This window comes from Pseudomonas sp. B37(2017), from assembly GCF_002112885.1.
GTDB lineage: Bacteria > Pseudomonadota > Gammaproteobacteria > Pseudomonadales > Pseudomonadaceae > Aquipseudomonas > Aquipseudomonas paraglycinae.
Genome location: NZ_NEIX01000002.1, coordinates 314,373 through 331,807, shown reverse-complemented (window position 1 = coordinate 331,807; position 17,435 = coordinate 314,373). Strand labels below are relative to the sequence as shown.

Sequence of the window (17,435 nt, the reverse complement as noted above, 5' to 3'; positions counted from 1 at the left end):
CTTGGGTCTTAATTCCAGACATTAAGAGCCGATACACATAGAACCCTGTGGGAGCGGGCTTGCCCGCGAAGAGGCCGTCAGCTTCAACATTTTTGCTGACTGACACTACGTCTTCGCGGGCAAGCCCGCTCCCACAAGGAATGTGCAACGCGCGGAAACCGTGAAAACAAAAAGACTGTGACGACATGTCAGAACCGACCTTACTGAACAACGAAATCCGCGACTGGCTGATGGACTGCGGCCTGTTCGATCAATTGCAGCTGGCGGATTTTGCCGCTGCCTCGGGCTACTTCAGCATCAGCACCGTGGCTGAAGGCGAAGCGATCTTTCGCGAAGGCGATGCCGGTAGTTTCATGTGCATCATCCACACCGGCCAGGTGGCCGTGCAGAAAACCGGTGGCGACGGCCAGGTCGTGACCATGGCCACCCTTCGCAGCGGCCGGGCGTTCGGTGAAATGGCCGTGCTCGACGGCGAGCGCCGCTCGGCGACTTGCGTGGCGGCGAGCAACTGTCAGTTGCTCAACCTCGGCAAGGATTCGCTGGAAAAAATGCTCAACGACGCGCCGAAGATCGCCGCCAAGATCATCCGCGCCCTCGCCGTCTCCCTCTCCAAACGCCTGCGCATGGCCGACGGCCAGCTCGCCGCCCAGCAGATCTAGCCTCCCGGGGATTTGGGTTTGCTGTCGTTCTGTTCCAGGCCCGGCAATGGCTGATCCTTGGTCGGCGGGCTGGGCATTTCGATCGGCACCAGCGGCGGGCCGCCACTGCCGGGGCCGGCCTTGGGAATCGGCACCGGGCTGATCTGCGGATACGGGGTTGGCGTCGCCGTACCGGGCGAACCCGGCTGCGGTGTCGGGCTGACGGGAATCGTCTGTTGCGCCTGTACGGCAGTTATCGAGAGCGCGGCCAGGGTAATGACCGTTAGAATGGTGCGCTTCATCAAGGGCTCCGTTGGCCTGAAGTCTGCCTTCAGGCTACTCCCAACGCGCCGGCTTGCCTTCCCCCCTGTAGAGATTTCCATGAAACGTTTCGTTCTGCTCGACACCACGCCGATCCCTGACAACGGCGGCGCCCTGTGCCTGTTCGAGTATGGCGAGGATTTCGTCATCAAGATCCAGGGCGGCGACGGCGGCCAATTGATGAACACCCGCATGCACGGTTCCGAAGACGCGCTGGCCGAGATCCCGTGCCGCAAGGTCGCCGGCCGGCCGGACTCGCGGGTGCTGATCGGCGGCCTGGGCATGGGCTTCACCCTCGCCTCCGCACTCAAGCATCTGGGCAAGAGCGCCGAAGTGGTGGTCGCCGAGCTGGTGCCCGGTGTGGTCGAGTGGAATCGCGGCCCGCTCGGTGAAAAGTCCGGGCGCCCGCTGCTCGATCCGCGCACGGTGATCCGTCAGGAAGACGTGGCCAAGGTGCTGCAAAGCGAGCCGAACGGTTTCGACGCGATCATGCTCGACGTCGACAATGGCCCCGAAGGCCTGACCCAGAAGGCCAACAGCTGGCTGTATTCCGCCGCAGGCCTGGCCGCGTGCGCCAAGGCGATGCGGCCCAAAGGCGTGCTGGCGGTGTGGTCGGCCAGCGCCGACCGGCAGTTTTCCGACAAATTGAAGAAGGCCGGTTTCAAGGCCGAGGAAGTGCAGGTCTTCGCCCACGGCAACAAGGGCACGCGCCACACGATCTGGATTGCCGAGAAGCTCAAGGGCTGAGCTAAACTTGCCTCATAACCGTCATTAGTCTTTTTACAAAGGTGAACCCATGAGTTCGTCCACCCCGACCAACACTTCGAAGCTGGATCGCATCCTCGCCGACAACCAGCGCGACAAGGAAATGGGCTACCGCGACAAGGCCCTGAAGATGTACCCGCACGTGTGCGGCCGCTGCGCCCGTGAGTTTTCCGGCAAGCGCCTGAGCGAGCTGACCGTGCACCACCGCGACCACAACCACGACAACAACCCGCAGGACGGTTCCAACTGGGAACTGCTGTGCCTGTACTGCCACGACAACGAGCACTCGCGCTATACCGACCAGCAGTACTTCGGCGAAGGCTCGCTGAGCACGCCGAAAATCGCCAAGGCCACGCACAACCCGTTTGCTGCCCTGGCCGGCCTCATGAAAAAAGAGGACTGAGCCACCACTCCGATCGTTCCCACGCTCCGCGTGGGAATGCAGCCCGGGACGCTCCGCGTCCCAAAGCGGACGCAGAGCGTCCATTGAGGCATTCCCACGCAGAGCGTGGGAACGATCAGCACCGCAGATCCTGAATCTGCCCGCCCTCCCCTAATCCCCGTATAATCGCCCTCTTTTTCCCGAAGGCACCCCGCTCGTGGCAGACAAACGGTACAGCTGCATTGGTTTGTATAACCCCAAATCACCGGAAAACGTCGGTTCGGTGATGCGCGCCGCAGGCTGCTACGGCGTGTCGACCGTGTTCTACACCGGCAAGCGCTATGAGCGCGCCGCCGATTTCGTCACCGACACCAAGCGCGTGCACTACGACATCCCGCTGATCGGCATCGACGACCTGAAAAAGATCCTGCCGCTCAACTGCGTCCCGGTCGCCGTGGAACTGGTAGACGGCGCCCGCCCGCTGCCGGAATACACTCACCCGGATCGCGCCCTGTACATCTTCGGCCCCGAAGACGGCTCGCTGGATCAAGAGATCCGCGACTGGTGCGAAGACGTCGTGTACATCCCGACCACCGGCTGCATGAACCTCGCCGCCACGGTCAACGTCGTGCTCTACGACCGCATGGCCAAAGGCCTGAATACCCGCTCCGGGCCGAAATTCCGCTGAAACGCCGCACATCCGATGGAACGAGCTGACCGCCTGCGCAGTCAGCTTGTTTATCGATTACTCATTGCCTGGAGAAAGATCATGACCGAGCTCAAACGCGTCGAGCGTATCGAATCCACCCCGTTCCAGAGCCGTTCCGAGCAGAACGTCGAAGGCTGGGAGCGCATCGGCTCGCTGGCCGGCGGCGTGATCATGGTCGGCAAGGGCCTGCGCCGTGGCGGCGTATTCGGGTTGATTCAGGTGGCGATTGGCGGCGTGGCTATGGCCCGCGGCATCACCGGCCACAGCTCGGTGAAAAGCCTGCTGGAGAAAAGCCGTCAGGACATGAACAACGTCCGGGCGAAGATCGAGCGCGCCGGTGAGGAGCTGAGCAAGCTCAAGGCCAATGCCGAAGCGGCAACCAAAACCGCCACCGTGACCGGCAATGACTCGGTGAAATCGCCGAAAGCCGGGGTCTGACCGCTACCGAAGCAACCCGGTATCAAGGACTTTGGACGACTCGCCGAGAATGCTTTCGGCGAGTTGCACGAACTCTTTGGTGTCCACCGTCCCCAAATGCATCGCCCCGCGCAGCACGTCATCCAGCGAGCGCTTGTTGCGGGTCTTCAGGCGAATCTCGCCGTCCAGCTCCTGTAACAACAGCACCGCTTTCGACAGCTGCGCCGGGCTGATCTGCTCGCCGCGCAGGGTCGTGACCTTCTGGCTGTCCTTGACCAGTTTCGCCTGCAACGCCTGATAACGCTCGTCGCTCATGCCGCCGGCACGGCGCACCAGCTCGATCGCGTAATACTCGGCAAAACCCTCGCTGATCCAGTCACTGCGCTGCTCGTCGTTGATCCGTCCGAACACCTGCGCCAGCTCGCGCACCAGTGCGCTGCTGCCGCTTTCGCTGACCAGTGGCAACCGCGTGTTGAGGTAGATCGACTCCCGTGCCGCCAGGCTGCCGCGCCACATCGGGTCGTTGGCACCGACAATCAGCAGTTTGCTCGGATGCCGCGGAAACACCGCCTGCACCTGCGGCCAGACGAACGTCAGCAGCGTCAGCACATCCATCCGGCGCATACCCTGCCCTTGTGGCGAGGCCACGGTGACTTCGGTTTCCCCCAGTCGGGTGCGGCGGCTGCCAAGGTGGCCGGCGAGCATCCAGCCGGTCGGGCGGTCGAACAGGCGTGACGGATTGTCGATGCGGAATTTGTTCTTGCCGATGCGCGGCCAGGCGGTTTCGACGCTTTTCCAGCCGTCGGGCAATTCGAAGTGCAGGCGCGCGACCAGTTCGATGCCGTCCTGCTGATCGAGCCTGGCCGGCGGCACCAGTTCATCACCGCGCATCAGCGCCCAGGTCGGGGTCATGCGCGTGTCGAAGCTGCCGTTCTTGCGGCCGTGGCTGATGCGTACGCGGTAGGTCAGGCTGGCCTTGTCCGCCGTCGGGCGCCAGACCCCTCGCGCCGGTTTGCCCGGCGTCAGTTGCCATTGGCCGTCGGCCTTGAAGTCGCTGTAATGGCTGCCATCGCCGAGATCGAAATCCAGGCTGCGCACTGCTTCGCCCTTGGCGAGGGTCAGGCGCACTTCGGCCTGATCGCTCTGCGGCAGCAGGCGTACCTGATAATCCAGATCGACTTTCTTTGCCGCCCACACCGGCGCACTCAGCGCCAGCAACGTGACGATCAGCGCCCGGCGCAATCCCGTCGCCATACCTGCTCCTTGGTCAATCGTTAACCTGCGCGGAAAATCAGGTGATCTTCCCAGTCGTCTTCCGGCACGCTGCCTTCGGCGAGCATGCGCCCGGACTGGGAAATCCGTTCGTGGTGCACCGCGTCGCGATCACCGCAGACCAGGTGATGCCACAGCGGCAGATCCTTGCCTTCGCTGACCAGCCGATAACCGCAGGTCGGCGGCAGCCATTTGAATTCTTCGGCCTGGCCCGGGGTGAGCTGGATGCAGTCCGGGACAAACTTCATGCGGTTCGGGTAATCGCTGCACTGGCAGGTTTTCAGGTCCAGCAGTTTGCAGGCGATACGCGTGTAATAGACGCTGTTGTCTTCTTCATCCTCGAGCTTTTGCAGGCAGCACAGGCCGCAACCGTCGCACAGCGATTCCCATTCCTCGTGATCGAGTTGATCGAGGGTTTTGCGTATCCAGAACGGTTCGACTTTGGCGGCCATGGCTCAAGCATCAACATCAGGTGGTGAAAAGGCCGCCAGTCTAGTGCCCAAGGCCCCGTGATCCAAGCGCTGGCGACTGCCGGTTGTGCAGGACTTGTCAGTTTTTGCGCGGCCAAGTAGCTTTGCCGGTCTCACCAGGCCTTTGCCGGATGCCATTAACGCTCGACCGCGTTGCATCCGGTGAACTGCAGGCTTGCGCCACGACCCCATCGTTCAGCCCAACTGATCCCGCCGGGTTTCGCTTCCAACCTGTCCTCAAACGTAGCAAGGAATCTCTCGATGAGTGCCAACCCTCGCGTTGCCGAATACGCCATTCACCCGCAGTTCACCGATCGCTGGTCGCCCCGCGCCTTCACCGGCGAAGCGATTTCCGAAGAAACCCTGCTGAGCTTTTTCGAAGCCGCACGCTGGGCGCCGTCGGCGTACAACTCGCAGCCGTGGCGTTTTCTCTACGCCCGTCGCGACACCCCGAACTGGGAGCGTTATCTGGGCCTGCTCAATGAATTCAACCGCAGCTGGGCACAACACGCTTCGGCACTGGTGATCGTGATTTCGAAAACCACCTTCACCGCACCGGGTGCGACCGAGGAAACGCCGGCGCTGTGGCACACCTTCGACACCGGTTCCGCGTGGGGCCATCTGGCGCTGCAAGCGAGCCTGAGCGGCTGGCACACCCACGGCATGGCCGGCTTCGATCAGGAGCTGACCCGCAAGGAGCTGAACATTCCGGAGGGTTATGCGCTGCACGCCGCCGTGGCGGTGGGCAAGCTGGGTGACAAGGCAACCCTGGCGGACTACCTGCAAGCACGGGAAACACCGAGCCCGCGTCGTCCGCTGAGCGAACTGGCGGCTGAAGGCGACTTCACCCTCTAAGCCCCGCTTGATCGTTCCCACGCTCCGCGTGGGAATGCAGCCCGTGACGCTCCGCGTCACTGGACGCGGAGCGTCCCTTGAGGCGTTCCCACGCGGAGCGTGGGAACGATCTCTCTGGAATCAGTAACCGCGTGCGAAATCCACTTCCCCGCGCAACGCTTCACCCGCCTGATACGCCCGCAAGTTATCCAGAAACAACTGCACCATCATCGGCGGCGAGGTCGGCGCCGAGCTGTGCCCGGTCAGCAGCAAGCCCCATGCGGTCCAGAATGGATGCCGTTGCGGCAGCGGTTCCTGGCGGCAGACGTCGATCACCGCGCCCGCCAGATGGCCTTCCTTCAACGCTTCGACCAGATCAGCATCGACCACCGCCACACCGCGCCCGGCGTTGATGAACAAACCGGTCGGCTTGAATTGCTTGAACAGCGCAGCGTCGTAGATATCGTGGGTGTGCTCGGTGTTGGGCAGCAGATTGACCACATAATCCACCTCGCCCACCAGCCGTGGCAGATCCGCCATCGAACCGACTTCGACAAACGGCGCCTGCTCGCGGGCGCTGCTGGCGATGCCGTACAACTCGACGCCGAACGGCAGCAGGAACTGCGCCACGCTCTGGCCGATGTCACCGGTGCCAACGATCAACACCTTGCGCCCGACCAGACTCTGACCGGTGCGGTTGTCCCACTTGCGCTCGACCTGGCTGACCAGCCGCGCCAGCACTTCACGCTCGTGGCCGAGCATGTAGGTCAGCACGTATTCAGCCATCACCTGGCCGAAAATGCCGACTGCCCGGGTCAGGCGGTAATCCCGGCGCAGGCCGTCGGCCAGTAGCGGCGTGATCCCGGCCCAGGTCGATTGCAGCCATTGCGGCTGGTGGCCCTGACGCAACAGGGTCGCCAGCAGATCCGGCTGCCCCAGCCACACCGGGCAATCGACGGCCTGGCGGGCCAGTTCGGCGGAGTCGCCGCTGGTCAGCACTTCCAGCTCCGGAGCCGCCTGACGCAGCAGTCGGGCGTATATCGCGTGGTCGTGTTCAGCAATCAGAACGCGCATCTTCAAACCTTTCGCAAACCGTGCAGGCGGCCGTCCACTTCGTGGCAGCCGTCGCCGTAAAAACCGTTCCAGGGGTTACAAGAGGCCCAGGACAGGGCCTCGCGGATCAGACCGGGTCGTTGCGTCGCAGCAACTCTTCGGGCAAGTGCTCGATGTACTCTTCCTCGGCCGGTGGCATTTGCAGGTGATAGCCCTGCTTTTCGAGGTTTTCCAGGACCACGGCGATGTCTTCGCTGGCCAGCTTGCGCTCGGGGGTCAACACCAGGTCGAAGGAATGCTTGGCCTTGCCGAACGCCGCCATCAGACCTTCCGGCACGCGCTCCAGCGCATCGCTCTTGAGCACGTAAAGGTACATGCCGCTTTTCTTCGAACTTTGATAAATGGAACAAATACGTTTCAAGGCTGTTCTCCGGCGGTGGCCAGGCTGTCGAGCAGCTTCTGGCCCATCAATTCGCGGCGCCAGCCACGCAGCGAATCAGGCAATTGGTAAGGACCCTCGGGGAAGCCGCTTTTGACCAGCGCTTCGAGGGTTTTCTTGCGCAGCATCAGTTCCGGCGCGATGCCCAGACGTTCAGCTTCGGCCTGACCGAGCGCCCGCAGCTGTTTGATCAGCGCAGCGGCTTCGATCGGCAACGGCTCCGGCACGGCTGGCGGCCATTGATCAGGCCCCACACTGCCAGAGCGCTTGATCAGATCAAGCAGAAACTCGCCGTCCTGACGCACGGTACGCGGGTGCATGTCTTCGATCTTGCCCAGCGCGCTCAGGTTGTCCGGTTGGGTCCGGGCCAGCGGCCACAGCGAGTGCTCACGCACGATGCGGTTGCGCGGCAGGTCGCGGGCGCGGGCCTCGCGTTCACGCCAGGCGCACAGCTCACGCAGCACGGCCAGTTGGGCGCGGGACAGTTTCCACGCCAGTTTGGCCTCGCGATACACCTCGTACGGATCGGTCTCGCGGCGCAGGTTGGCGACCAGTTCGGCGCCATCCTCCAGTACCCAGGCGAATTTGTCGTCAGACAGCTTCGGACGAAGTTGTACGAAAACCTCCGCCAGATGCACGGCGTCTTCGGCGGCATAGCTGATTTGCGTGTCGGACAACGGACGCTGCAACCAGTCGGAACGGGTTTCGCCCTTCGGCAATTCGATGCCGAGCACTTCCTGCACCAAACGCGAATAGCCCATCGAGAACCCGAGGTTCAGGTAGGCAGCGGCCAGTTGGGTGTCGAACAGCGGCGCCGGCAGGCTGCCGGTCAGGCGCAGCAGGACTTCGAGGTCTTCGCTGCAGGCGTGCAGGACTTTGAGCACCGCCGGGTTCTCCAGCAACGCGGCCAAGGGTTGCCAGGCGTTGATGGTCAGCGGGTCGATCAGGTAGGCGCGTTTGCCGTCGCCGACCTGCAACAGGCCGGCAATCGGGTAGAAGGTGTCGACCCGCATGAATTCGGTGTCGAGGGCAACGAACGGCAGCTGCTGCCACTCGGCGCAAAACTGCGCGAGGCTATCGTTGTCGCGAATCCAGTGAATATCGATGGCCACACGGCTCTCCCTTCAAGAATGGCGCGCAGTATATATCGCCACCGGCGCTTTCCGCGCCTTTACAGGGCAAGAGCTTGATGAAATCTCCTGCCTGAGGGAAAGAATAGTCTTACAGAGTGAGTCTGCCGGCTCAGTCCTTGGCCAGCACCCCGTCGATCACCGCCCCCCGGCAGCCGGCAAACATGTCCAGATCCGGCTGGTAGACCTTGCTCTGCACTTCCAGCAGGCCGAGCATCGAGTGGAACAGGTTGTCCTGGCTCAGCGGTTTGTCGCGGCTCATTTGCAGGCAATGGGTGTCGACCGAGTAGGACTTCTGATAGCTATCGGAGAACCACGCCAGCATCGCCACGTGTTTCTGCTGCTCCGGCGCCAGCATGTACGGCGTGCCGTGGAGGAACAGGTTGTACTCGCCCAGGGATTCGCCGTGGTCGGACAGGTACAGCATGGCGGTATCGACCTTGTCCTGATTGCTGCGCAGCACATCGATCAGGCTCGACAGCACATGGTCGGTGTACACCAGCGTGTTGTCGTAGCCGTTGACGATGCTCTCGCGGCTGCAATTGTTCAGCGCATTGCTTTCACACACCGGGGTGAAGCGCTCGTATTCCTTCGGATAGCGTTTGAAGTATTCCGGGCCGTGGCTGCCCATCTGATGCAGGACCAGCATGGTGTCCTTGTCCAGGTGATCGATGAAGCTTTGCAGGCCTTGCAACAGGATTTCGTCGCGGCATTCGCTGTTGGCGCACAGCGCCGGGTCTTTCAGATTGCTGACGTCCTGCAAGGTGACGCGATCGCAGGTGCCCTTGCAGCCGGACTGGTTGTCGCGCCAGATCACATCGATCCCGGCACGCTTGAGCACGTCCAGCAGCCCTTCCTCATTCTTCGCCTTGCTGGCGTCGTAATCCTTGCGGCCCATGTTGGAGAACATGCACGGCACCGACACGGCGGTTTCCGTGCCACAGGAATGCACATCGGTGAAGGCGATCAGGCCGGCTTCCTTGTCCAGTTTCGGCGTGGTGTCGCGGTCATAACCGAGGATGCCGAAGTTTTCCGCCCGGGCACTTTCCCCCACCACCAGCACCGTCAGGGATTTGCGCGGATGGTTCTGCACGGCGGCATTGCGCTGGGCGTCTTCGCCGATCGTGACGAACGGTTGCTGCGCCGAAGCCACCTGCTCACGCAGATAACCGGCCGAGGCGCCGATGTAGTTGCTCGGCACCAGCATCAGGCGAATTTCGTGGTGATTGCGAAACAGCGACGACAGCCCTTGATAATTGGCCAGCGCGACGCCGCCAATGACCGCGACCGACGCGACACTTACCACAACTTTACTTAATAACTCGCGATGCCAGCGACGATAGTTGACTGGAACTTTCCACAACAACCAGGACGGCAAGACACCCAGAAAAACGATATAAGCCAGCAACTTCAAAGACAGCAGATCGCGCACTTCAGTGGCATTGGTTTCGGCAAAGTTTCTAAACATGCCGGCATCGATCATTACACCGTATTGGCTCATGAAATAAGCCACGCCGGCGCTGACCATAAACAACAACGTCAACACGGGTTTCAACACGGGTCGAAACGCCAGCAACGTCAGCACGATGTTGTACGCCGCGAAGATCATCACCCCGAACGCAATGCGCATGGCAATGCCTTTGCCGTCCGCAGTGGTGATGTCGAACAGGTGCTGCCAGAGAACGAAATTGAATCCGGTCAAAAGAAAGGCGCTGGCAAACAACGTCACCCATTCCGGGCGCACGGCTTTTAACTTGAACATGGCGAGGGGCTATTTCCTTGAAAGAAGTGCCGTCGTCAATTGTGAAAATTTCATTGACTCAGACCACACAAACTTTAAGCAGGCAACCATCAATTTTTTGTGAAAAAGAAGCCAACGATTAGTTGGCCCATGAAATAACCATGAAAGTTTCGGAGTATTTGAGAATGGTTCAGCTGTGGTTCAGTCGCGGGCGACGAGGTGCCGTATCGAATTTCTCGATAGCGCTCCCGACTTTCTGATTTTGCCGCCCCGCTCGCCTGCCCGCCTAATCGACCGCCTCTGGTTCAAAGGTCTGAAGATGGAAAACGTACGCGCCACTGCCCGCCCCGCTGTCTGGCTGATGCTCGGCATCATCCTGGTCGCCCTCAACCTGCGCCCGTCGATGGCGGCGGTCGGGCCCTTGCTCTCGGCCATTCGCGGCGATATGGCGCTGAGTTTCAGTCTCGCAGCGTTGCTGACCCTGCTGCCGGTGATGGCGATGGGGCTGGCGATGTCTTTCGGTATGGCGGTCAGTCAGCGCCTCGGTGAACAGCGCACGGTGCTGCTGTCGTTGTTGATCATTGGCGGGGCGACGCTGTCGCGGCTGTTTCTCGATTCGGCGGGCGGATTGATCGCCAGCGCCGTGCTGGCCGGGATCGGCATTGCACTGATCCAGGCCTTGATGCCCGCGCTGATCAAATCGCGGTTTCCCGACAACGTGGCGCTGTGCATGGGCCTTTACGTCACTTCGATCATGGGCGGCGCGGCGCTGGCCGCTTCGTTCGCTCCGTGGGTGCTGATGCAGACCGGCAACTGGCGGGCGGGACTGGCCGTCTGGGCAGTTTTGGCATTGCTCGCCATTCCTGTGTGGTGGGCAACCCGAACTACGTCACCGGACGTCACCCGATCTGTTATCAGAAAAGAATCCTTCTTCACGAATTCCCGCGCCTGGCTGCTCGCGATCTTCTTCGGTCTCGGCACTGCGTCCTACACCTGCGTGCTCGCCTGGCTGGCGCCGTACTACGTGGAAAAGGGCTGGAGCGAACAAAACGCCGGCCTGATGCTGGGTTTTCTGACCGCCATGGAGGTGATTTCCGGGCTGGTAGTGCCCGCCATCGCCAATCGCAGCCGTGACCGACGCCTGGTGCTCGGCACCCTGCTCGGCCTGATCATCGCCGGATTTCTGGGTCTGATCCTCAGCCCTCAGCACCTGAGCCTGCTGTGGCCCTGCCTGCTCGGACTAGGCATTGGCGGACTGTTCCCGATGAGCCTGATCGTATCCCTCGATCATCTCGACGAACCGCAACGTGCCGGCGGGCTCACAGCCTTCGTACAAGGCATCGGCTACCTGATTGCCGGACTATCGCCCCTGATGGCCGGCGCAGTTCGCGATCAACTGGGCAGCTTCGAGTGGGCCTGGTGGTCACTGACGGCAGTGATGGCGCTCATGCTGCTGATGGTGCTGCGCTTCAACCCACGATATTACGCCCGGCACATGGGTTGATCGGGCGAATGGCAGGCCGACCCGTCTGGATAAAGGCTTCTGGCCAGCTTTTCCGGGTTTGATTGTGTACGTCGTGTTACTAAAACTTTCTGTCCCACAACTGACCGTGAAAAGTCCTACAGGGCTTTCTCCTGGCACCATCGTTCCGTTACGATCATGCGCACACGTTTGCGCGGATTCGGCGCAAGGAGCACAGCGAGACAGAACGGATGCTGAACAGTAACTTGCTTAGAAAGCTCGACATGCAGGATCTCATGGTGTTTGTCGCCGTGTATGAGCAAAGCAGCGTCACCGACGTGTCGGAGGCGCTGTTCGTCAGCCAGTCCACCGTCAGTTACTGCCTGAAAAAACTGCGCACCAGCTTCGAAGACGATTTGTTCGTCAACACCCGCACGGGCATGCGCCCGACCTACAAGGCCAGCAGCATGTACGGCCATGTGCAGAAAATCCTCGAAAGCATCAACCTCTGCCACGCCGGCGCTCCGACTTTCGATCCGATGGCGCAACCGGTGACCTTCAACATCTGCGCCCCGGAATACTTCGAGCAACTGATCCTGCCACGGATGTTGAAGCGCTTTGACTTCGATGACTTGCCGGTGATGGTCAACATGCACAAGTTCGAAACCGACGTGCCGGTCGAAGAATTGCGCGACGGCAGCCTCGATCTGGTGATCTGCTTCGGCCCGCACTTCCATCGCAGCCACGCCGACCTGAAATCACGGATGCTGCTGGAAGATGACCTGGTCTGCGTCTTCGACAAACGCGCCACGCCGCTGGAGCCGCGCCTGAGCCTGCAAGCTTTCACCGAACGCCGGCATGTGTTCCCGACACCGTGGACGTCGACCACCAACATGGTCGATGGCTGGCTGGCGCGGCAGGCGCAGAAACGCCAGATCGTCGCCCGTTCCAACAGCTACAGCGCGGCGTTGAAGATGATCACCGGCACCGATTTCATCCTGACCCTGCCCCGGCGGATCCAGCGTTTGCTGACCAACGACGCCGTGTTCAATCACTGCGAGGCGCCGAACGGCTTGCCGGGTTTCACCCTTGACATGCAGTGGAGCCACAACGTCGATCAGGACAGCGCCAACCTCTGGCTGCGCGAGCAGGTCATCAAGACCTGCGCGGAGCTGGAAGCGGCCTGAGTCTTACACGCCGATGGCGGTCTTGTTGTAGGACTCGCGGTCGATGTCGAGCAGTTCCACACTCAACTGCACCTCGACCCCGGCCGGCCATTCGCACAGATCCTGCAACACCGCCAACAGGCTCTGCGAGAGCTGCTTCTTGATCTCCGGCGAACGCCCGCTGAGCAGCGCCAACCTCACCGCGACAAAGGCGCGCTCGTTCATGGCGGTGCCGACCTTGAAGGTTTCAACCTTGAGCGCACGGCTCTTGATATCGAATTCCGCCGCGAACTGACCGGAACCCACCAGCGTGTTGTTGAGCCGGATCAACGCCACGTCGGCGTTCAGTTGCGGCAGGTTGGCGGTGTATTCCAGGTGCAGGTGTGGCATCTCGGTGCTCCAGTGGTTCGGCGGAAAGGTCGTACATATAACACAGCAACGCCTGACTCACGCCAGCGACGACATCACCGGACGCTCACTCATGAACTGCTCCAGCCGCGAACGCAACCAGCGCTCGGCCGGGTCGCTGTCGACGTGGCTGAGCCAGACCATCGACAGGTCGAGGGTCGGGGTCTTGAACGGAAACGGCTCCTTGAACAAGAACCCGGAAGCGGCCATGGCGTCGGCGGTGTAATCCGGCAGGCTGGCAATCAGGTCAGTGCCGGCCAGCAGCGCTGGCAACGAACTGTACTGCGGCACCGACAACACCACCTGACGGGTACGACCGATGTCCGCCAGCCATTCATCGGCGTAGCCACTGACATTGGCAGTGTGGGAAACCAGCACATGGGGCCGTGCGCAATATTCGTCGAGGGTCAGCGGCGTGTCGGACTTGTCGGCACGCAGGATGCTCGGTTGGATGTGTCGCAATAGCTTGCGCTTGGCATTGGCCGGCAAGCCGCGGGTCTGGCTGATGCCGACGGTGATGTCGCCCGCCGCCAGAAGATCGGGAATCCGCCAGTAATCGACGTGTTGCACCACGAAGACCACGCTCGGTGCTTCCTGGCGCAAGGCGCGCAACAGCGGCGGTAAAAGACCGAATTCGACGTCATCCGACAGACCGATGCGAAAGGTCATGGTGCTGACGGCGGGATCGAAATCCCGGGTCAGGCTGAGCGCCACCGACAGCGAGTCGAGCGCGGGTTTCAGGTGGCGATAAATGTCTTCGGCGCGGGCGGTCGGCTCCATGCGATGGCCGACGCGAATGAACAACGGATCGTTAAGCATGGTGCGCAAACGGTTGAGCGCCGAGCTGATGGTCGGCTGGCCGAGAAACAGCTTCTCGGCGGCTCGCGTCACGTTGCGTTCGAGCATCAAGGTCTCGAACACCACCATCAGGTTGATGTCGGCCTTGCGAAGTTCATTGCGGTTCATCCATTGCCCCCCGATCCCCAGATTGCGGCAGTGTAGAAAGGCCGTGGGGGCGGCGTCCATCGAAACGGTGCGTCATTGCACCGTCAACGTCTTCAGCCCCAGGCCCATGATCCGCGAATCGTCGTTGATACCCAGCTGCCGAGGGCTGACGGCATCCGGCAGCTGCAATTCGATATCGAGCCGGTCATCGTTCCCGAGGCGCTGGTTGAGCGCGGCGCTGATCGGGATTTCCAGGCGATTGCCTTGAAACTGCGTCAAGCGGGTATCCAGTACCTGTTGGCCATTCAGACTGACGATCACCCGCTGGTCGGGGTGCCCGGGCGAGATGAAAGCCAGCGCGTCGATCACGATCGAACGCACCGGCGGCTGCACCCGCAATTGGATTTTCGCCTGTCGCCCTTCTGTCCATGTCCCCCAGCTTTCCGGCCTCGACCAACCCTTGGCCAATTGCCGATTGCGATAATTGAAGGTCAGCGTTTGCCCTGGACGAGTGAGGGGCGCGAGCAAAATCTGTTGCCCTTCATCAGGCACCTGCAGGCATTCGCCGCAGCGTTTCCAGCCCGGCGCCAGCACCGCCACCCCGTCCACGCGCGTCAGCAGATCGGTTTCACTGTTGATGCTCCGTGCGGCATCGACCAGAGCATCGTCATCAAGAAGGTACAAAGAGTCCGCGTCGTACTGCCCCGACTCGAGCATCGCGCGTGCTTTCTGCTGTGCTTGCGCCAGCGCCGAAGTGCTCATGCGTCCCAGATACACCGCATCGGTTTTCATCCCGTGGGTCGCTGCGAAACCGGCGATCATCTGCCAGCGATCGCTCTGATTCTGCGGCATCAGGCTGCGCACATTGGCGTAACGCGCAGCAGCACTGGCCCAGAAGGGATCCGTCATCGGACTGCTCCAGGACGATGACGGCGTCAGCGTTTTCCCCTGCCTGATGGCCATCCAGCCATCGCGGGTGTCGGCCACCTGGATCAACAATGCGACGGCCAGCAGACCGATGGCGATGCGTGGCCGATAACCGCGAACCACCAGAAAAATCATGGTCAGGACGCAGGCATACAACACCGGCCAGAACATCCGACCCGAGGCGCGAAAAATACTGGCCAGGACGATGATTCGGTCGGGTAGCGGATACTCGAACGTCAACGTGCCTATGCCTATTCGGTTCGACAGCGCGAACAGCCATAAACCGAGCATGGCCACCAGCAGCCATGGACGAGCACGCAATTCATCCTTCAAGAGTCGCCGGTTTCGCAGCCAGGCCAAAAAAGCCAGCGGCACCAGCAACAGAACACCCAGGCCAAAGTAGTTGAAACCTTCGTAATCCCCCTCTTCTTTCGGCAGACCGGGAAGAAGATGGGACCAGCCTGCCGGGTCGACGGGCGACAGCAGATTCATCCGGTACAAACCAAAACCACTGGCTGCCGCGCCATCGGCAATGCTGAAGTAACCGGCCTGCCAGCAGCACACACTCACCATGGCGAAAAGCACGCCGCCCTCGATCAGCCCTTGCCTCCGGGTCAATGACCGACCGAATGTCTTGCCCAGCAGGTCCGCCAGCCAGATCAGCGCAACCATGGCCAGCAGGTAGGCGTGCACCCAGGCCGTCACCGCCAGCAAGGTGCCCCACGCCAGGCGACGACGTTGCAGATCCGTCAGCAACGCCAGGTACAGCGCCGCCAGAATCAGGAAATGGCCCGCCAGGGAAAGGTGCCCCACAAGGCGAAAAAACATCACCGGCGAGAACGCCAGCAATCCTGCACCCAGAAGGCGAATCAAGGGATGGGGCGTCATCAGCCCCAGCAGTTTCCAGCCAAACCAGGCTTGCAAGACACAACAGGCCAGCAGCCACAAACCGAAATACTGGAAGGTCTCCGGCAACCAGCCACTGAACGGTTTGAACAACAGCGCGAGCAGTGGATTGGAGTCGGAAAAAATGATCGCGCTGCCCAGTTCCAGGCCGTAGGACGGATTGAGCCCGAGCGGGAATGTCCAGGGCCCATGCCGGAAAAACGCCCAGCCCAGATAATGCGTGGCCGGATCGCCCTGTTCCAGCCAGGCAATGTTCTGCGGGTTCAGCGCTTGCGGTCCGACCACCAGAAAAAACACCAGAACACCCAAGAACAATGGCAGCAGGGAAAGTGCCGGGTGCTCCCGTGAATCCGTCATCGATATGTCCAGAAGTTGTGCAGTACGAAAGTGAATGCCGGAATCGTCAGCGCCACGGCAACGATTCCGGCGAGATAGTGCAGCCCGGCCATCTGTGCCGCCCAGGCCACGAACATCGCCAACAGAAAACCGCCCACCGAAACCAGCATGAAACGCAGCAGGGTTTTCCCGTGCAGTCGGGCTGAAAAACTCCAGGTGGTGTTGATCACGTAAGACACCACCGTCGCCACGGCAAAGGCCACGCCGTTGGCCAGGGGCGGCTGGTGGCTGACGAAGTTGATGAACAGCACCGCCACCAGCGCATGCAGCGCGGTGACGAACAATCCGGTCACGGCGAAACGCAGACCGCGCTGGATCAATGCGGACTTTTCGGCGGACGTCACGGTTTGCGCGCCAGCACGAACACGCTCAAACCGGCGAGGCGATTCATGCCCATCAACGGCAGCTCGAGACTGCACAGGGTTTTCAGCAGCGTATTGACCAGCGGATGATGTTTTTTCAGCTGCGAACGCGGTGTCGAACCCCGAGTGCCGCCGGGTATCAGGCGCGATGCCAGCGCAATCGGGAAAACCGCTCCGAAGTAATAGGCGCCCCGCTCTACCTTCAATCCGGCGTTACCCGCCAGAGCTTCGAATTGCCCCAGGGTGTAACGACGTTTGTGTTCGAGAAAATCATCGTGCCCGCTCCACATGAACTGGAACGCCGGCACGGTCATCAAAAAACGGCTGCCGGACGGCACTTTGTCGACGTACGACTTGAGCAGGCCGAGGTCGTCATCAACGTGTTCCAGCACATCCATCAGCAACACCAGATCCGCGTCCACGCTGTCGATGGAACGACGGTAATGCACCGGCTTTCCGGCGGTGGTGGCGCTGGAGTCGGCCGGGTAACTGATGTCCACGCACCACGCTTCGCGTGCCGCCGTGTGGGTCAATAAATGGTGGGAAAAGAAACCTGAACCGGCACCGACATCGAGAATTCGCTTGATCGGCGCTTCACCCAGCAAGCGCCGGGTGGCGGCCGCTTTGGAGCAGTAATACCAATGCTCGCCGATGCTGTCGCCGAGGATGTCGGTTTCCTTGAGGTCCATCGG

Annotated in this window: 20 protein-coding genes; 8 read left to right on the top strand and 12 right to left on the bottom strand. The window is 61.3% G+C overall.

The genetic code is table 11. From position 1 onward, the window contains the following. Window positions 1–185 precede the first annotated feature (185 nt). Window positions 186–659 carry a cyclic nucleotide-binding domain-containing protein gene (locus tag CAF90_RS08125; protein WP_007956482.1) on the top strand — a complete coding sequence of 158 codons (474 nt, stop codon included), beginning with the start codon at window positions 186–188 and terminating at the stop codon, window positions 657–659. On the opposite strand, the gene CAF90_RS08120 is transcribed toward CAF90_RS08125, so the two are convergent. After that, a complete protein-coding gene (locus tag CAF90_RS08120) occupies window positions 656–940 on the bottom strand; it encodes a hypothetical protein (RefSeq protein WP_039772629.1) in 285 nt (94 codons plus the stop codon). The genes CAF90_RS08125 and CAF90_RS08120 overlap by 4 nt on opposite strands. Before the next feature lie 79 nt (window positions 941–1,019). Between CAF90_RS08120 and CAF90_RS08115 the strand changes: the two genes are divergently transcribed. The 4 genes from CAF90_RS08115 (at window position 1,020) to CAF90_RS08100 (ending at window position 3,253) form a co-directional block, all read left to right on the top strand. Continuing rightward, complete coding sequence (locus CAF90_RS08115; RefSeq protein ID WP_085605596.1) at window positions 1,020–1,706, top strand: hypothetical protein; 687 nt, start codon at window positions 1,020–1,022, stop codon at window positions 1,704–1,706. Between the two features lie 49 nt (window positions 1,707–1,755). Next, window positions 1,756–2,127, top strand: a complete 372-nt coding sequence (locus CAF90_RS08110; protein ID WP_007944009.1) for a YajD family HNH nuclease — start codon at window positions 1,756–1,758, stop codon at window positions 2,125–2,127. A 196-nt stretch (window positions 2,128–2,323) separates the two neighbouring features. After that, the gene (locus tag CAF90_RS08105) at window positions 2,324–2,794 is read left to right on the top strand and encodes an RNA methyltransferase (RefSeq protein WP_007958066.1); all 471 of its coding nucleotides are present in this window, start codon (window positions 2,324–2,326) and stop codon (window positions 2,792–2,794) included. Between the two features lie 81 nt (window positions 2,795–2,875). After that, window positions 2,876–3,253: a DUF2892 domain-containing protein gene (locus CAF90_RS08100; protein ID WP_007958064.1), complete on the top strand. Its 378-nt coding sequence runs from the start codon at window positions 2,876–2,878 to the stop codon at window positions 3,251–3,253. A gap of 3 nt (window positions 3,254–3,256) precedes the next feature. Here the strand turns inward: CAF90_RS08100 and CAF90_RS08095 are convergent, their stop codons facing one another. Beyond that, window positions 3,257–4,486, bottom strand: coding sequence for a hypothetical protein (locus tag CAF90_RS08095; RefSeq protein ID WP_085605594.1), 1,230 nt, complete (start codon window positions 4,484–4,486; stop codon window positions 3,257–3,259). Window positions 4,487–4,506: 20 nt separating this feature from the next. Then, window positions 4,507–4,956, bottom strand: a complete 450-nt coding sequence (locus CAF90_RS08090; RefSeq protein WP_007958058.1) for a YcgN family cysteine cluster protein — start codon at window positions 4,954–4,956, stop codon at window positions 4,507–4,509. A gap of 279 nt (window positions 4,957–5,235) precedes the next feature. Between CAF90_RS08090 and CAF90_RS08085 the strand changes: the two genes are divergently transcribed. Further along, window positions 5,236–5,829: a nitroreductase family protein gene (locus tag CAF90_RS08085; protein ID WP_085605592.1), complete on the top strand. Its 594-nt coding sequence runs from the start codon at window positions 5,236–5,238 to the stop codon at window positions 5,827–5,829. A 120-nt stretch (window positions 5,830–5,949) separates the two neighbouring features. Here CAF90_RS08085 and CAF90_RS08080 read toward each other — a convergent pair whose 3' ends face one another. The 4 genes from CAF90_RS08080 to CAF90_RS08065 all read right to left on the bottom strand — a co-directional run bounded on the left by CAF90_RS08080 (window position 5,950) and on the right by CAF90_RS08065 (window position 10,192). Continuing rightward, window positions 5,950–6,882 carry a D-2-hydroxyacid dehydrogenase gene (locus tag CAF90_RS08080; protein WP_085605590.1) on the bottom strand — a complete coding sequence of 311 codons (933 nt, stop codon included), beginning with the start codon at window positions 6,880–6,882 and terminating at the stop codon, window positions 5,950–5,952. A gap of 106 nt (window positions 6,883–6,988) precedes the next feature. Beyond that, complete coding sequence (locus CAF90_RS08075) at window positions 6,989–7,282, bottom strand: YcgL domain-containing protein (RefSeq protein ID WP_007958052.1); 294 nt, start codon at window positions 7,280–7,282, stop codon at window positions 6,989–6,991. After that, complete coding sequence (gene rnd / locus CAF90_RS08070) at window positions 7,279–8,412, bottom strand: ribonuclease D (RefSeq protein ID WP_007958043.1); 1,134 nt, start codon at window positions 8,410–8,412, stop codon at window positions 7,279–7,281. The genes CAF90_RS08075 and rnd overlap by 4 nt, the downstream gene beginning before the upstream one ends. A gap of 130 nt (window positions 8,413–8,542) precedes the next feature. Continuing rightward, window positions 8,543–10,192, bottom strand: a complete 1,650-nt coding sequence (locus CAF90_RS08065) for a phosphoethanolamine transferase (RefSeq protein WP_085605588.1) — start codon at window positions 10,190–10,192, stop codon at window positions 8,543–8,545. A 298-nt stretch (window positions 10,193–10,490) separates the two neighbouring features. On the opposite strand from CAF90_RS08065, the gene CAF90_RS08060 reads away from it, so the two are divergent. Continuing rightward, window positions 10,491–11,675: a cyanate transporter gene (locus tag CAF90_RS08060; RefSeq protein WP_085605586.1), complete on the top strand. Its 1,185-nt coding sequence runs from the start codon at window positions 10,491–10,493 to the stop codon at window positions 11,673–11,675. A gap of 209 nt (window positions 11,676–11,884) precedes the next feature. After that, window positions 11,885–12,820, top strand: coding sequence for a LysR family transcriptional regulator (locus CAF90_RS08055; RefSeq protein ID WP_085605584.1), 936 nt, complete (start codon window positions 11,885–11,887; stop codon window positions 12,818–12,820). Between the two features lie 3 nt (window positions 12,821–12,823). On the opposite strand, the gene CAF90_RS08050 is transcribed toward CAF90_RS08055, so the two are convergent. The 5 genes from CAF90_RS08050 to CAF90_RS08030 form a co-directional block, all read right to left on the bottom strand. After that, window positions 12,824–13,189 carry a 5-carboxymethyl-2-hydroxymuconate Delta-isomerase gene (locus CAF90_RS08050; protein ID WP_085605582.1) on the bottom strand — a complete coding sequence of 122 codons (366 nt, stop codon included), beginning with the start codon at window positions 13,187–13,189 and terminating at the stop codon, window positions 12,824–12,826. 57 nt (window positions 13,190–13,246) lie between these two features. Beyond that, window positions 13,247–14,173 (bottom strand): LysR substrate-binding domain-containing protein, encoded by a 927-nt coding sequence (locus CAF90_RS08045; protein ID WP_045121852.1) that lies wholly within the window; start codon window positions 14,171–14,173, stop codon window positions 13,247–13,249. A 72-nt stretch (window positions 14,174–14,245) separates the two neighbouring features. Next, window positions 14,246–16,342, bottom strand: a complete 2,097-nt coding sequence (locus CAF90_RS08040) for a DUF6311 domain-containing protein (RefSeq protein WP_085605580.1) — start codon at window positions 16,340–16,342, stop codon at window positions 14,246–14,248. After that, window positions 16,339–16,725, bottom strand: coding sequence for a GtrA family protein (locus CAF90_RS08035; protein ID WP_085605578.1), 387 nt, complete (start codon window positions 16,723–16,725; stop codon window positions 16,339–16,341). Before CAF90_RS08035 ends, CAF90_RS08040 begins: the two co-directional genes overlap by 4 nt. Next, window positions 16,722–17,432: a bifunctional 2-polyprenyl-6-hydroxyphenol methylase/3-demethylubiquinol 3-O-methyltransferase UbiG gene (locus tag CAF90_RS08030; protein ID WP_085605576.1), complete on the bottom strand. Its 711-nt coding sequence runs from the start codon at window positions 17,430–17,432 to the stop codon at window positions 16,722–16,724. The genes CAF90_RS08035 and CAF90_RS08030 overlap by 4 nt, the downstream gene beginning before the upstream one ends. Between the last annotated feature and the right edge of the window lie 3 nt (window positions 17,433–17,435).